General features: G+C 70.7%; 14 protein-coding genes. 3 read left to right on the top strand and 11 right to left on the bottom strand.

Going from position 1 to position 13,252, the window contains the following annotated elements:
• Positions 1-29: 29 nt before the first annotated feature.
• Both PS467_RS02060 and PS467_RS02055 read right to left on the bottom strand, forming a co-directional pair.
• Positions 30-1,271, bottom strand: a complete 1,242-nt coding sequence (locus PS467_RS02060) for an FAD-dependent monooxygenase (protein ID WP_311033682.1) — start codon at positions 1,269-1,271, stop codon at positions 30-32.
• Entirely contained in the window at positions 1,268-2,662 is a 1,395-nt protein-coding gene (locus tag PS467_RS02055; RefSeq protein ID WP_311033681.1) for an MFS transporter, read from the bottom strand. The genes PS467_RS02060 and PS467_RS02055 overlap by 4 nt, the downstream gene beginning before the upstream one ends.
• A 345-nt stretch (positions 2,663-3,007) precedes the next feature.
• Here PS467_RS02055 and PS467_RS02050 point away from each other — a divergent pair, with 345 nt between their 5' ends.
• Positions 3,008-3,460 (top strand): hypothetical protein, encoded by a 453-nt coding sequence (locus PS467_RS02050; protein WP_311033680.1) that lies wholly within the window; start codon positions 3,008-3,010, stop codon positions 3,458-3,460.
• A 24-nt stretch (positions 3,461-3,484) separates the two neighbouring features.
• Here the strand turns inward: PS467_RS02050 and PS467_RS02045 are convergent, their stop codons facing one another.
• Positions 3,485-4,348: a CE1 family esterase gene (locus PS467_RS02045; RefSeq protein WP_311033679.1), complete on the bottom strand. Its 864-nt coding sequence runs from the start codon at positions 4,346-4,348 to the stop codon at positions 3,485-3,487.
• Between the two features lie 149 nt (positions 4,349-4,497).
• Here PS467_RS02045 and PS467_RS02040 point away from each other — a divergent pair, with 149 nt between their 5' ends.
• Positions 4,498-5,076, top strand: a complete 579-nt coding sequence (locus PS467_RS02040) for a TetR/AcrR family transcriptional regulator (RefSeq protein WP_311033678.1) — start codon at positions 4,498-4,500, stop codon at positions 5,074-5,076.
• Between the two features lie 24 nt (positions 5,077-5,100).
• Here the strand turns inward: PS467_RS02040 and PS467_RS02035 are convergent, their stop codons facing one another.
• From PS467_RS02035 to PS467_RS02015, 5 genes are all read right to left on the bottom strand, one after another.
• Positions 5,101-5,859 (bottom strand): SDR family NAD(P)-dependent oxidoreductase, encoded by a 759-nt coding sequence (locus PS467_RS02035; RefSeq protein WP_311033677.1) that lies wholly within the window; start codon positions 5,857-5,859, stop codon positions 5,101-5,103.
• Positions 5,860-5,936: 77 nt separating this feature from the next.
• A complete protein-coding gene (locus tag PS467_RS02030; RefSeq protein ID WP_311033676.1) occupies positions 5,937-6,692 on the bottom strand; it encodes an SDR family NAD(P)-dependent oxidoreductase in 756 nt (251 codons plus the stop codon).
• Between the two features lie 186 nt (positions 6,693-6,878).
• Entirely contained in the window at positions 6,879-8,420 is a 1,542-nt protein-coding gene (locus PS467_RS02025) for a pectate lyase family protein (RefSeq protein WP_311033675.1), read from the bottom strand.
• Positions 8,421-8,828: 408 nt separating this feature from the next.
• Positions 8,829-9,050 carry a hypothetical protein gene (locus PS467_RS02020; RefSeq protein WP_311033674.1) on the bottom strand — a complete coding sequence of 74 codons (222 nt, stop codon included), beginning with the start codon at positions 9,048-9,050 and terminating at the stop codon, positions 8,829-8,831.
• A gap of 414 nt (positions 9,051-9,464) precedes the next feature.
• The gene (locus tag PS467_RS02015; RefSeq protein WP_311033673.1) at positions 9,465-9,710 is read right to left on the bottom strand and encodes a cytochrome c oxidase subunit II; all 246 of its coding nucleotides are present in this window, start codon (positions 9,708-9,710) and stop codon (positions 9,465-9,467) included.
• A 342-nt stretch (positions 9,711-10,052) separates the two neighbouring features.
• Here PS467_RS02015 and PS467_RS02010 point away from each other — a divergent pair, with 342 nt between their 5' ends.
• On the top strand, positions 10,053-10,379 hold the full coding sequence (locus PS467_RS02010) for an alpha-amylase inhibitor (RefSeq protein ID WP_268969658.1): 327 nt from the start codon (positions 10,053-10,055) through the stop codon (positions 10,377-10,379).
• A 7-nt stretch (positions 10,380-10,386) separates the two neighbouring features.
• Here the strand turns inward: PS467_RS02010 and PS467_RS02005 are convergent, their stop codons facing one another.
• From PS467_RS02005 to PS467_RS01995, 3 genes are all read right to left on the bottom strand, one after another.
• On the bottom strand, positions 10,387-11,493 hold the full coding sequence (locus tag PS467_RS02005) for a DMT family transporter (RefSeq protein WP_311033672.1): 1,107 nt from the start codon (positions 11,491-11,493) through the stop codon (positions 10,387-10,389).
• Positions 11,490-12,098 (bottom strand): TetR/AcrR family transcriptional regulator, encoded by a 609-nt coding sequence (locus PS467_RS02000; RefSeq protein WP_311033671.1) that lies wholly within the window; start codon positions 12,096-12,098, stop codon positions 11,490-11,492. Before PS467_RS02000 ends, PS467_RS02005 begins: the two co-directional genes overlap by 4 nt.
• Before the next feature lie 153 nt (positions 12,099-12,251).
• On the bottom strand, positions 12,252-13,247 hold the full coding sequence (locus PS467_RS01995; RefSeq protein ID WP_311033670.1) for an aldo/keto reductase: 996 nt from the start codon (positions 13,245-13,247) through the stop codon (positions 12,252-12,254).
• Between the last annotated feature and the right edge of the window lie 5 nt (positions 13,248-13,252).

Here is a 13,252-nt window from a genome sequence, read left to right as displayed (position 1 = left end):
CGGCGACGGGCTCCGGTCCGGCGCACCCATCAGCGCGGACCGCCTGGTCTCGGCAGCGGGGCGCATTCGGGCAGCGTAAGCGCTGAGTGGGCCGGTCGTGCCGGCGCGGCGGGCATGGTGACGAGGTCACGCAGCATGGTGTTGCGTTGCTCCAGGGCCCGCGCCGTGGTGGGGAAGAGCCTGGCCCCACCGTTGTCGACCAGGGCCTGATTCATGGCGACGAACCCGCGCACATCGCGTTCGTAGGCGGCGAAGGCCGCGGTGTGGTCCCGGTTCGTGGCCAGGGCGTTGGCGAGCATATAGGCACCGACCAGCGCAAGGCTCGAGCCTTGTCCGGTGAGGAACGAGGGTGCGTACGCGGCGTCGCCGACGAGCGCGACGCGGCCGCTGGACCAGTGGGGCATGCGGATCTGACCGGCCGTGTCGAAGAACAGGTCATCCGCGTCGCGCATGGCGCTGACCATGCCAGGCACCTCCCACCCCGCGTCTGCGAAGACCGTGGCGACCAGATCCCGCTGGGCGTCGGGGTTGCGGAGGGCGTCCAACGGCGGTTCCGGCTGGTGGAAGTTCAAGAAGGCGTGCAGCTCGTCGCTGTCCCCGACGGCGTAGAGGGCCGCGGCTTTCCCCGGGGTGTTCCACAACACCAGCTCGCGGGAGAGCCCGAAGGTGTTCGGCATGGTGAAGAGGGCGAAGCAGTAGCCGAGGTAGCGGTGGAACTGCTCTTCCGGGCCGAACAGGGACTCACGGGTGGCTGAGTGCATCCCGTCGGCGCCGACCACCAGGTCGAACGTGCGCCGCCGCCCACTGCGGAAGGTGACGTCGACGCCTTGTCCGGACTGGTCGAGGGTGTCGATGGCGTCACCGAACAGGAATTCCACGTCGTCGCGGACTTTTCCGTACAGGGCCGTGGCCAGGTCCCCACGACGCACCTCGAGGTCCTGTCCCTCGACACCGCCGGCGACGGCGCTCGGGCGGAGCGAGGTCAATGTGCTGCCATCGGCGTTGAGGAAAGTGCAGCGACGCGAGTCGATGTGCGCGTCCCGCAGCTGCGGCAGTATTCCCATCCGCCGGACCACCTCTATCGCGGTACCGCGGATGTCGATCGGATAGCCACCGCCGCGCAGTGCGCCTGCCTTCTCCACCACGGTGACCGCGCATCCGGACCGGTGCAGCCAGTACGCCAGCGCGGGTCCGGAGATGCTGGCCCCGGAGATCAGGACGTTGCGCTTCACGGGAGTACGCACGTCCATCGACAGACCGGTAGGTGTCATGCCTGGGCTTCCTTCTTCGTGATACGGACAACGAGCAGTGACAGTGCGGCGACGAGGCCGGCGACGGCGAAACCGGTGACGAAGGCCGATTCGGCCGGGCGGTCCGTCCCCGGGAGGGCCCCGGCGTCGAGGATCGCGCCGGCGACCTGGGAGCCCCCGGCGACGCCGATCACGCGTGTCACCACGAGCAGGCTGGTGGCGATGCCGGTGTCCCTGGTCTCGACAGCGGTGGCGGTTCGGGTGAGCAACGCCGTGGTACCGACGCCCGCGCCGATAGCGGCCAGTGCCTTCGCGAGCACGAGCTGCCATGCCGCGGTGTGCAGTGACACCAGGGCGATCATCGTGGCCGCCGTGACGACGGCGCCCACGATGAGCACGGCACGCAGGCCGAAACGCCGCGCCGCGACCCCGCCGAGCGAATCGCTTACCGCCCCGGCGATGGCGCCGGGCAGCAGGAACAGTCCGATGTCGGTGGTGCCGAGTCCGAAGCCGTACCCGTCGGCCGATACCGCGAACAGCTGCGGGAGCAGAAAGGCCACCATCCCGAAGCTGGTGGTGATGACGAGGGTGAGCACGCAGGAATGCCACATCGCGGGCTTGGCCAGCATGCGTAGATCGACCATCGGCGAGGCTGCCCGGCGCTCGACCACGACCCATCCGGTCGCCAGGGCGGCCACCACCACCGCGATGGCACCGACGGCGAGTGGCGGCATGCCGTCGCCCGTCATCTTCACGAGCCCGAGCATGAAGGCGAGCAACGTGCCGCTCAGCAGAACCATGCCGGGCCAGTCGATGCCGGTCTCCGATCGGGCCGGCGGATCATGCGGCATCAGCCGAGTCACGACCAACGTCATCGCGATGATCACGATCGTCGGCAGCACGAACATCCAATGCCAGGACAGCCCTTCGGCGATCGGCCCGGCAAACAGCGTTCCCACCATGCCGCCGCCGGTGAACAGCGCCATGACCACACCGATCGCCAGCTGTGACGCTCCTGCCGGGAGGTGGTCGCGCACCAGGATGAAGGAGAGGGGCAGCGCACCCACCATGACGCCCTGCAATATCTGACCGAGCAACAACACCGGCAGGTTCGGCGCCAGGCCGGCCAGCAGACCACCGGCCGAGACCACGGCCATCAGCCGGACCAGCACCGACTTCCCGCCGTAGCGGTCGCCGAGTTTGCCTGCGACGGGTGCGACGACCGCACCGGTGACCAGCAACGTGTTGCCGACCAATGCCCCTTCGGCGGGACTGACTTCCAGCTCACGTTGGAGCATCGGGAGCGCAGGCTCCACCACTGACTGAAGGGTGCCGAGGGCGAGTGCCAGGATGCCGAGGGCACCGATCGACAGCCTCCCGATACGGACCGGGGAAACCGCGGCTTGGGACATGGACGTCCTTTTCATCGTTGGTTGCGAGCACGTGCGTGGACCCGCCACCTGCCGATCACTCCGGACATCGCTGGGCAAGGAACGTGCGGGATTCACGCGCCTCCCACACTTCCCTCCGAAGGCTCCGCGGGGCATCGTCTCCCGGCGCCGTCTTCCCCTGGTGCACCCGGACCAGCCACCCACATGTCCTGGTGTCCACGCACCACGGGCCGATGACGGCGTGGCGGTGAGCAGGGGGTCCGCCCGGCAGCCCGAACCGATCAATGCGACACTGCGGGACGTGTGGGGACCGACCGCTGGGCCGGCGCCCCGGGCAAGTACCGTCGAGAACACGGAGAGCTCGTGATGAACCACAGCCTGGCCGCGCTGACGGCCGCCACCGCCTTCACCTGGCTGGGCACGGTCGTGGGCGTCTCCCTACTGGAGACGCCGCTCAGGTTCCGCGCACTCCGCAACCACGTCGAAGAGGACGCCGAGGCCACTCGCCTGGGCCTCGGCATCGGCCGGCTGGTCTTCCGGGCGCTCAACACCGCCGAGGCGGTCCTCGCCGTCGTGACCGTGGTGGCGGTCCTGGTCGCGGGCCCCACGGTGGCCGTTGCCGTGCTCACCGGCATCGTCGCGGTGCTGCTGACCGTGCAACTGGCGGCGGTCCGGCCGTTCCTCCAGCGGCGCAGCAGCCGGGTGCTGGCCGGGGAGCACCCTCCCCGCTCGGGTGCCCACCACGTCTACGTCACCCTCGAAATGCTGAAGGTGCCGGCCCTGATCGCCCTCGGCGCCACGGCCCTGGCTGCCCTGTAGCAGCACTCACCACGACCGGACCAGCTACCGCGATACCCCGAAGAACTCGTCGACCAGCTCGGCGGTGTTCACGTCCTGGTTGGTCCTGCCGAGCACGGCGGGTGCCTTACCGGGGCCGGGGATGGTGTGCCCGCCGCCGTGCACCGTGTACAGCGTCACCGGCGGCCGCCCCTGCTGCCGGTAGTCGGTGCGTTCGACCGATGTTCGGCCGGCCGAGCCCGCCCGCTTCGGCAGCGTCCTGCTGACCGGCTCACCGGTGATGCCGTTGCGCGCCGCGAAGTAGGCCGCGGTCTGCGGCATCGACAGGTTCCGCCCGCCGACCTTGAACAGCGTCCGTACCCACCAGCTCATCCTGCCGCCCGCGTAGCCGACGATCGGGTCCTTCGTTCCGTGGACCAGCAGCACCGGCATCGGCGCGGGCGGCGCGTCGGCCACCAGGAAGTCCTCCGGCGCCGGCATGGTCGCCGCCAGCACCGCGGCCCCCGCGAGCAGCTCCGGCACCTCGTGGGCCAGGCGCAGCACCATCTGCCCGCCGTTGGAGTAGCCGACCGCGAACACCCGCCCAGGATCGATACGGTGACTGCCCGTCAGCTTCTCGATCACCGCGCGGGTGAAGCCGATGTCGTCGATGTTCTCCTTGCGGGCCGGGAAGGAACTCTCCCGGCGCGCGTCGTTCCAGTTGCCCTTGTGGCCGTCCAGGTAGACGATCACGGCCGCGCCGTTGTCCGCCAGTGCGTCAAAGGCCCGCCCGGTGAACGTCCGGTGTTTCGCACCGTTCTGCCGGGACCCGTGGAAAATGAGGATCAGATCCCGCGACGGCTTGCCGTCCGCCGGTCCTACCACGGTGTAGGTTCGCCGCCTGCCGCCCACGGTGACGCTGTCGCGCATGATGGTTCCTCCGCATGACCTGTGCGACCGCCCCGCCCGAGCCCACAGAAATCTCCAGGGGAGGGGTGGTCAGGGCCACCCAGCTAACCGGATGGCCTATCCGTTTCACCGTAGCATAACCGGATGGGTCATCCGGTTATGCTGGGCGCATGACCACCGCCCCGCTCCGCAAGGACGCCGCCCGCAATTGGCAACGCATCGTGGAGGTGGGCCGTCGGCTCGTGGACGAGGGCACGCCCATCCAGCTCAACGACGTGGCGCGGGCCGCCTCGGTCGGGGTGGCCACGGTCTACCGGCACTTCCCGACCCCGGAGGCGCTGCTCGAGACCGTGGCCACCCCCGGGCTCGAAGCGCTGGTGGCGGACGCCGAGCGGGCACTGTCCGGCGGCGACCCCTGGACGTCGCTGTGCGACTTCCTCTTCGCGGCCATCGACGCCCAGATCGCCGACGCGTCGCTCTCTCCGGTGTTCGCCGCGGCGGTGAACGCCCTGCCGCACACCACCGAGCTGAAGCAGCGGCTCAGCACGCTGTTCGGACAGCTCCTCGACCGGGCACACGCGGCCGGTGTGGCCGACCCGAACGTGTCACAGGCCGACATGGTGCCGCTGATGTGCGGAGTGGCGTTCGCGGCGACCGTCCACCCGGCCACGGACGCCGAGGACCGCGCGGCGGCCGCCCGCCGCTACCTCACCGTCCTGCTGGAAGGACTCCACACCCGCGCACCATGACCGCCGGTGTGCTGGCCTCCGGGGTCAGTGGGCGGTGAGGCCGCCGTCGACCACGAGTTCGGCACCGGTGACGTATGAGGACTCGTCACTGGCGAGGAAGAGGATCGCGGAGGCGATCTCGTCGGGGCGGCCCGCGCGGCGCATCGGGGTGCGTACGATGTCCGGCTGCTGATCGCCCTGCTCGTCCAGGATGTCCTGGATCATCGGCGTGGCGATGACACCGGGATGGATGGAGTTGACCCGCACCCCCTGGAGGGCGTACTCGACGGCGGCCGTCTTGCTCAGCAGCCGCACGGCGCCCTTGGCCGCCTGGTATGCCGCGGCTGCCCCGCTTCCCACGAGGCCCAGGACGGACGAGGTGTTGATCACTGAGGCGTTGCCGGTGGCCCGCAGCAGGGGCATGGCCGCCTTCATTCCGAGCCAGGTGCCCTTCTGGTCGATGTCGATGACGCGGTCCCACGCGTCTTCCTCGGTGTCCTCGATGCCTGGCCAGTCCAGGATGCCGGCGAGGTTGACGAGGACGTCCAGGGTGCCGAATCGCTCCCGTACGGAAGTGATCACCTCGTGCCACTGCGGGGCGGAGGAGACGTCCAGACAGGCGGTGACCACCTCCGCGCCGATCGCCTCGATCTTACGTGCCAGTGCCTGGAGGGGCTCCTCGGCGACATCGGTGATGATCAGCCGTGCGCCTTCGCGGGCGAACAGTTCGGCGGTCGCCGCGCCGATTCCTCCGGTGGCGCCGGTGATCAGCGTGACCTTGTGGTCGAGTCGTCGTCCAGTCATAGCGGTGTCGCTCTCTTTCGATCGTGGTGGGCAGGGGCGGACCGCGCCCTGCTCCGGTGGGCCGGCGGTGTGCCGGGTCATGCGGCGGTGAAGCCGCCGTCGGCGGCTACCACGGCGCCGGTCATGAAGCTGGAGCGGGCCGAGGCGAGGAAGCCGATGATCTCGGCGATTTCCTCCGGCTGCGCGACGCGGCCCAGCGGATGCGCCCCGGCGAAGGAGCGCAGATAGGCGCGGCTGTCGTCGCGGATGTGGTCGAGCATGTCGGTTTCGATCACGCCCGGCGCCACGATGTTGGCCCGGATGTTGTGGGGCCCGCCCTCCAGCGCGATGACCTTGGTCAGCTGTGCCAGAGCTCCCTTGGACGCCGTGTACGCCGACCCCTCGGGCAGGGCGACGGTGCAGGTGTAGGAGCCGACGTTGACGATCGCCCCGCCCCGGCCCTGCTCGCGCATGGCCCGGAACGCCTCCCGGGCATGGAGGAAGGCGCCACGGGCGTTGACGGCCATCAGGGTGTCCCAGTCCGCCGCCGAGGTCTCGGTGAGCGGTTTGTTCAGCGTCCGCCCGGCGTTGTTGACCAGGATGTCCAAGCCGCCGAAACGCTCCTGTGCCAGCTCCACGGCGCGCAGGGCCGTCTCCTCCCGGGAGACATCGCCGACCAAGGTGGCCACACCGTCGAACCGGGCGCTCAGATCCCGCACCTCGGGCCGGATGTCCTCGGCCAGTACATGTACGCCCCGGGCGTGCAGCCACGCCACGGTGGCCCTGCCCACGCCACGCGCGGCACCGGTGACCACCGCCACCGAGCCGCGCAACGCGTCGTCATCCGTCGTCATCGTCATCTTCCTCGCTGCTGAGCCGTGTGGGCGTTCGCGGGCGCACTGGTGCGGTACACCGCGCTCACCCCTCGGCGTCGTTCCGTCGCCACCGAGCTTGGCCGCCCGGCGAGCCGCCAACCAGGACGTGCGCTGCCTGGGTGCCGCACACCCAGGCAGCGCACGTCCGCGGTGGAGGTATCGCCGCTACCCGGCGTACGTCTCGTACTCGGCGATCTGCGGTGTGCCGGAGGAGCCGGTGATCTCAAAGGTGATCTTGCGGAGCGAGGTCTGGGGGAAGGTGATGACACCCGCTCCGCTGCCGGAGGTCAGGACGGCGCCGGTGTCGGCGTTGACGACTCGCCAGGGCCCGATGCGGCCCGCGGAGGCCGATGTCTCCACAATGTTGATCTTGGACACGGTGGTGGCGGAGCCCCACTTGATCGAGATGGACCCGGTCGAGGCGGCCGGCGACCAGTACGTGCTCACATCACCGTCGCGCACATTCCCGTAGCTCGTACCGCTGGCCTTGCTGGAGCCGTCGGCGCCGGCTCCGATGCTGAGGTTGGTCCCGCCGGGCTCGGTCGGTCCGGGTGTGGGATCGGTGGGTTCCGGTGTGGGCTCGGTCGGGTCGGGGCTCTGCGGTGTGCAGTTGCCGTCCGACACCCGCAGCCCCGTGTTGGCCCCTGCCGTCCGGCTCACGATGTCCGGTACGCAGTCGGCCCGGTCGAGGGTGTAGGAGTAGGGGATGCTGACCGTGGTGTTGGACTTCGGGTCGGGACCGGCCGGGTTGTTCTCGTCACCGGGGCTGGACCAGGTCACATTGTCGAAGACGTTGCCGCTGACCTGCCAGTAGCCGGCCGCGTCGGTGTAGAAGGTGCCCAGGACGTCCTTGGAGTCCTCGAAGTAGTTGTTGTCCACCTTGGCCTTGGCGCCGGCGCGGGAGTTGATGCCGGACTCGTTGAGGCTCACGTAGTGGTTGTTGTAGACGTGGGCCGTGCCGCCGCGCAGCAGGGGCGTACGGGAGTCGATGTTCTCGTACCGGTTGTGGTGGAAGGTGACGAAGCCGTTGGAGAGGTCGCTCTCGCTGGACCCGATGAGGCCGCCACGGCCGGAGTTGCGCAGGATGCTGTAGGACAGGGTCACGTACTGGGTGTTGTTCTTCATGTCGATCAGGCCGTCGTATCCCTCGTCCTCCCCGCCCGACGCCTCCAGCGTGACGTGGTCGACCCAGACGTTGCGGACGTCGCTCTCCATGCCGATCGCGTCGCCGCCGTTGGACGTGGGCGAGCCGGACTTCTTCACGTTCCGGACCGTCACGTTCTGGATGATGATGTTGCTGGATTCGCGGACGTGGATGCCCAGTTGGTCGAAGACGGCCCCGTTGCCGACCCCGACGAGCGTGACGTTGCTGATCTGCTTGAGCTCGATCACCCCGGCGGCCGTGTTGCAACTGTCGCCCGACACCTTCTCGGTGTTGCCGTGATTGATGGTCCCCTGGACCTCGATGGTGATCGGGGTGCTGCTGCTGGCCCGGTCGCACAGGGCCGCGTGGATCTCGGTTCCCGTGGTGGCCCGGACCGTCTGGCCGCCCGCCCCGCCGGTGGTCCCCCCGTTCTGGGTCGCATAGCCGGTGGCGCTGCCCGTCGCCGCGGACGCCGCGGGCATCGACAGGAACGCGGCGGCCGCGCCCGTAAGGGCCGCCACGAACAGCGCTGCGTAGAGCCGCAGCGCGACTAATCGTCTCATTCTGGTCTCCATCGGTCTGTGAAGGCGAGCTTGCTGGGCCGGGGCGTTGGCCCCGCTGTCCTTGGCCTTGCGATGGCGTGCGATGGCATGCGATGAACTTGCGATGGCTTGCGGGGAAAACGCTTTCACCCCTGGTGCCGGTCGTGTTGCCGGACCGCTTCTCGCTTCGGCGCGCGACGGCACCCGGGGAAGCGCCGCACCCGCCAGGCGTCGCACCCTGGTCGACCGCGGCTCTTGCGCGAACGCCGCAGAGACCGCGGACGTCGCCTCCACCGGTGCGGCTCTGCGGTCGGAAAGCGCTTTCTGCCTGTGAGGGTAGAGCGACGCCTGAGCAACTGGCAAGGTGTCGGCAAGCAGCGAAGCCGACCGGACCCGGTCCAGGGCGAAGCCGGGGAAACGCGCCCGCGGTCAACCGGTGGTGCGGCGGACGGTCCGGGCTGCCCCGTGAGCCGGCGGCGGAGCGTGTCGGTTGCTACGGAGGACCAGGGCGCAGACGAGGGCTCCGGCGGCCGCCCCGGCGGCGGTCAGCAGCCCGATGCGCTTGTGGTCGGTCGTCGTGATCCAGCCCAGCCACCCGCCGGGCGCCGGGGGCCGTGTGGAGCCGGTCCGCGCCTCGGGCGCCAGGGTCATACCGCGGCCCCTGAGCCGGCCACCGCGTGCTGGTGCAGCCACTTGGTGTACTGCGTGGGCGAGACGGTCTTGAGCCAGAAGTCCATGGACCGGTGCCGCTGCCCGCGGAACTCGGCACACCGGCCCGATCCACCGGCCCTCCCGGTCGATGGTCAGCGTGAAGGTGTTCAGGTGATGCGGAAAGGCGTCCATCTTGTACCGCAGGGCGGGCACCCACATGGAGTGGATCACATCCCGCGAGGTGACCCGGAACTCGATCGTCTGCCCGGTGGGCGACAGGTCGCCATGACCGACACCGGTCCCGCCTGCCGCTGGGTGTTGCGGAATCGCCAGCACCACTGGAACCCGGTGACATCCACCCGCACCGTCGGCCGTGCGGCGGCGCGCTGTTCACGGTGGTTCGCCAGCGCGGTGTTAGAGGACCAGGGAGACGGCGACAGCGGCGAGAGTCGCCACGTAATACAGCTCCAGCCGGGGCCGTTCGGCACGCCCTGACGGCGTGCCGGCGACACCTGCGCGGCGGCGCGCCACGGAGAACACCAGCGCACCCAGCACCACCAGGAAGACGAAGGCGGCGATCGCCACCTCCAGCGCGAACACCTCGTCGAAGACACGCCGGAGGCCCGCCGACGTGCCCGTGACCCCGCATCCATCAACCATCCGCCATCAGGGCAGTCGAGACATTACGGTCAGGCCGACCGGACGGCGAGCTGACGCACCGCCCCTGCCGGGGTGCACGGAGCCGCCCCGGTGGAAACGGGCGCGGTCGACAACGTCCCGTCAGCAGCTCCGGCTTCGGTCCGTTGCTCCGGCGCGTCCCACACTCGCGTCATACGCCGCACCGTCCCAGCAGGTCAGCCGGTGGGACGTCGCATGAAGCCCCCATTCCGGCACAGCCCCTGGCAACGCACGGTGACCGGGCCGCAACCTCGTTCCACAGCCGGAAGGGCGACGCGGGTCATCCCGCGCCGCCCCCACCATCCGAAGGGAAGGCAACGACTCATGCTGACCACGAAGCGCAACGCCATCATCGGCTCGGCCGCGATCGTCCTGGCGGGCGTCCTGGGCGGCGCGGCTTCCGCGCAGGCCGCCCCCGCACCCGTCGCCGCCGCCGGCGGTACGGCACCCGCGTGCATCGACCGGAGCGATGTCACCAACAACCCCGACGGAGGCATCGCGGGCTACGTGTACAACAACTGCGGCAAGACGATGCGCGTCAAGGTCGTCGTCCACTCCTGGCGGGACACCTCCTGCCAGTCCATCCCGAACAAGCAGAGCCGGTACTTCCACACCGTTGGCGGACGTTACGACCGCACCGCGGTCTGCTGACGTCCCGTCAAGCGGTGAACGGGTCGCGGGCACGGGGCGGGCGCGGAGCATCGGCTCCGGCGACGTCCCCGTGCACCGCGGCGGATTCGGACGGCATGGCGTCCGGGACCGGAGCGCGGCTGGGCCGAGCCGCGCTGTCGTCTCGGGCGCCGGTGTCCGGACGCGGGGTGGTCGCTCGGGGCCTCGGAGCGGCGGTGCGGGTCGGCGCGGTGAGGACGGCGAGGCAGCCGACGACCAGGGCGATGCCGACCCACCCCAGCGGGGGCAGGCGTTCGCCGACGACCAGGACGGCCAGTACGGCGGCGACGGCGGGTTCCAGCAGGGAGAGTGTGGTCGCGGTGCTCGCCGGGACATGCGCCAGACCCCAGCCGAACAGCACGTAGCCGAGGAACATCGGCACCAGCGCCATATAGGCGCCGACGGCCGTGTTGGTCCAGGAGCTGAGGAGCGGGGCGCCGGTGGCCAGCAGTACGGGCAGGAGCAGCAGACCGCCCAGCCCGAAGACGGCACCCATGGCCGCGCCTGAGGTGATGCCGCGGCTGATCAGGCGGTGGGCCGCCCAGGAGTACAGGGCGTAGGTGCAGCCGGCCACCAGGCCCAGCGCCACCCCGAGCACGGTGGACCCCACCGACTGGTCCCCGGGGCCGGAGTGTCCCTTGGCCGCTTCGGCCGCGCACAGCAGCACCGTCCCGGACAGGCCCAGCGTGGCGCCGGTCATCCAGCGGCGCGTGAGGCGGCGTCCGTCGACCGCGCGCTCGATCACGGCCGAGGCGAGCGGAGCCGAACCGATCGACACCACGGTCCCGGCGGCGACCCCCGCCAGACGCATGGAGCTGTAGAACGCCAGCGGGTAGGCCCCCACCGCCAGCGCGCCGAGCAGCACCACCCCTCGCCGCGCGCGCAGGCCCGGCGCTTGTCCCGCCATCCGCGGGGCGGCGATCAGGGCCTGGAGCAGACCGCCCAGGCCCATGGCGACGGCCCCGATCGCGAGGGGCCCCACCGCCGGGGCGAACGTCGCGGCCGTGCCCGTGGTGCCCCACAGCACCGACGCCACGAGCACACACAACGACCCCACGCCCACCGAGCCGGCCGCGTCTGAGGGGGACCGCGTCACAGCCGGTCCAGCAGGTTCGCCGCCATCGTCCGCGCATGCTCCAGGCGCGTGCCCGCGCCCTCCAGTCCGGCGCGCGCCATCGCGCCCTCCAGCAGGAACGCCAGGTGCTCCGCCACCGCGCGAGCCTCCTCGGGCCGATCGGGCAGCAGTCGCTCCAGGTGCCCGGCGAGCAGGGACTCGACTTCCTCCTTGTGCCGGCGCACGACGGCCCGCCCCTCGTCCCCGGCGGGCAGCTCGGCGGCCGCGTTCAGCAGACCGCACCCCCGGAAACCGTGCTCATAGGCGAAAGCCGCGTGATCGGCGTACGCGTCGAAGACGGCCAGGACGCCGTCGCGGCCGTCCCGGACGCCTTCCAGGCGCCGCCGGTACAGGCCCATCCACTCCTCGTGCCGCGCTTCGAGGTAGGCCCGCACCAGGTCGGCCTTGGAGGAGAAGTTGTTGTACAGGCTCATCTTCGCCACGCCTGCCTCGGCGGTGATCGTGTCGATCCCCGTCGCCGCCACGCCGTGCGCGTAGAAGCGACGCGATGCGGCGGCGAGCAGCCGCTCCCGGGCGGTCCCCCGTCGTCTGCTGGGCCGCGCTGCCGTGGCGCCGGTATCGCTCATCACGTTCCTCCCGGGTATTGGGTAGGTCAGTCTACCTAATAGCGGAGGAGGTGCCGCGGTGACCGCGACCGCCGAGGCCCGGCCCACCTCGGCGCCAGGGTGCCGGCTTCCCCGGCGGAACCCGCGCCGGAGCGGGCCCCGCCGGGGCCGGACTCAGTTGCCCACGCCGAGGTCGGCCATGAAGGCGGACGGGTACCGGTCGCCGCGTGCCGCGCCCGGCGGCACCGCCTTCTCGATCTCGGCCAGGTCGTCCGCGGTGAGGTGCAGCTCGATGGCGGGCAGCGCCTCGGCCAGCCGCTCGCGGGTGCGAGCGCCGACCAGCGGCACGATGTCCTCGCCCTGCGCGGCCACCCAGGCGATGGCCAGCTGGGCGACGGTGCACCCCTTCGCCTCGGCGATCCGGCGCAGAGCCGCCACGAGGGCCAGGTTGTGTTCCACGTTCCCGCTCGTGAACCGCGGGCTCATGCCGCGGAAGTCGCCCGGACCGGCGGTGTGGCCGGCGGACCAGTGCCCGGAGATCAGGCCGCGGCTGAGGACGCCGTACGCGGTCATGCCGATGCCGAGCTCCCGCAGCGTGGGCAGAACGTCCGCCTCCACCGCGCGGGACACCAGCGAGTACTCGATCTGTAGGTCGGCGACCGGGTGTACGGCGTGCGCCCGGCGGATCGTCGCCGCATCGACCTCCGAGAGGCCGAGGTGCCGCACGTACCCCGCGTCGATCATCTCCTTGATCGCGCCCACCGTCTCCTCGATCGGTACCGCCGGGTCCAGCCGGGCGGGACGGTAGATGTCGATGTGGTCGGTGCCCAGCCGGGTCAGCGAGTGGGCCAGGAAGTTCTTCACCGCCTCGGGGCGGCAGTCGCGCCCGCCGAAGCCCGCTCCCGGGCTCATCAGCTCACCGAACTTCACACTCAGCTGGTAGCTGTCCCGGTCCCGGCCGCGCAGCGCTTCGGCGAGCAGCAGCTCGTTGTGGCCCGTGGCGTAGAAGTCACCGGTGTCGATCAGCGTGACGCCGGACTCCAGCGCGGCGTGCACGGTGGCGATGCTCTCCGCGCGGTCGGCCGCGCCGTAGGCGCCCGACATGCCCATCGCGCCCAGACCCAGCGCGGAGACGGCCGGGCCGGTGCTGCCCAGGGTTCGTGCCTGCATCGTGC

The organism is Streptomyces luomodiensis (genome assembly GCF_031679605.1).
In the GTDB taxonomy this organism is placed as follows: domain Bacteria; phylum Actinomycetota; class Actinomycetes; order Streptomycetales; family Streptomycetaceae; genus Streptomyces; species Streptomyces luomodiensis.
Note: the sequence above shows the minus strand (reverse complement) of the source record. Positions and strands in the feature narration are given on the sequence as shown.

Excerpts from the sequence above, each read along its gene's own strand:
- PS467_RS02015 (WP_311033673.1), bottom strand. The coding sequence starts at position 9,710 with ATGGTTGATGGATGCGGGGTCACGGGCACGTCGGCGGGCCTCCGGCGT.
- PS467_RS02045 (WP_311033679.1), bottom strand. The coding sequence starts at position 4,348 with ATGCGCGACAGCGTCACCGTGGGCGGCAGGCGGCGAACCTACACCGTG.
- PS467_RS02030 (WP_311033676.1), bottom strand. The coding sequence starts at position 6,692 with ATGACGACGGATGACGACGCGTTGCGCGGCTCGGTGGCGGTGGTCACC.
- PS467_RS02055 (WP_311033681.1), bottom strand. The coding sequence starts at position 2,662 with ATGTCCCAAGCCGCGGTTTCCCCGGTCCGTATCGGGAGGCTGTCGATC.
- PS467_RS02000 (WP_311033671.1), bottom strand. The coding sequence starts at position 12,098 with ATGAGCGATACCGGCGCCACGGCAGCGCGGCCCAGCAGACGACGGGGG.
- PS467_RS02010 (WP_268969658.1), top strand. The coding sequence starts at position 10,053 with ATGCTGACCACGAAGCGCAACGCCATCATCGGCTCGGCCGCGATCGTC.
- PS467_RS01995 (WP_311033670.1), bottom strand. The coding sequence starts at position 13,247 with ATGCAGGCACGAACCCTGGGCAGCACCGGCCCGGCCGTCTCCGCGCTG.
- PS467_RS02060 (WP_311033682.1), bottom strand. The coding sequence starts at position 1,271 with ATGACACCTACCGGTCTGTCGATGGACGTGCGTACTCCCGTGAAGCGC.
- PS467_RS02020 (WP_311033674.1), bottom strand. The coding sequence starts at position 9,050 with ATGACCCTGGCGCCCGAGGCGCGGACCGGCTCCACACGGCCCCCGGCG.
- PS467_RS02025 (WP_311033675.1), bottom strand. The coding sequence starts at position 8,420 with ATGAGACGATTAGTCGCGCTGCGGCTCTACGCAGCGCTGTTCGTGGCG.
- PS467_RS02040 (WP_311033678.1), top strand. The coding sequence starts at position 4,498 with ATGACCACCGCCCCGCTCCGCAAGGACGCCGCCCGCAATTGGCAACGC.
- PS467_RS02050 (WP_311033680.1), top strand. The coding sequence starts at position 3,008 with ATGAACCACAGCCTGGCCGCGCTGACGGCCGCCACCGCCTTCACCTGG.
- PS467_RS02035 (WP_311033677.1), bottom strand. The coding sequence starts at position 5,859 with ATGACTGGACGACGACTCGACCACAAGGTCACGCTGATCACCGGCGCC.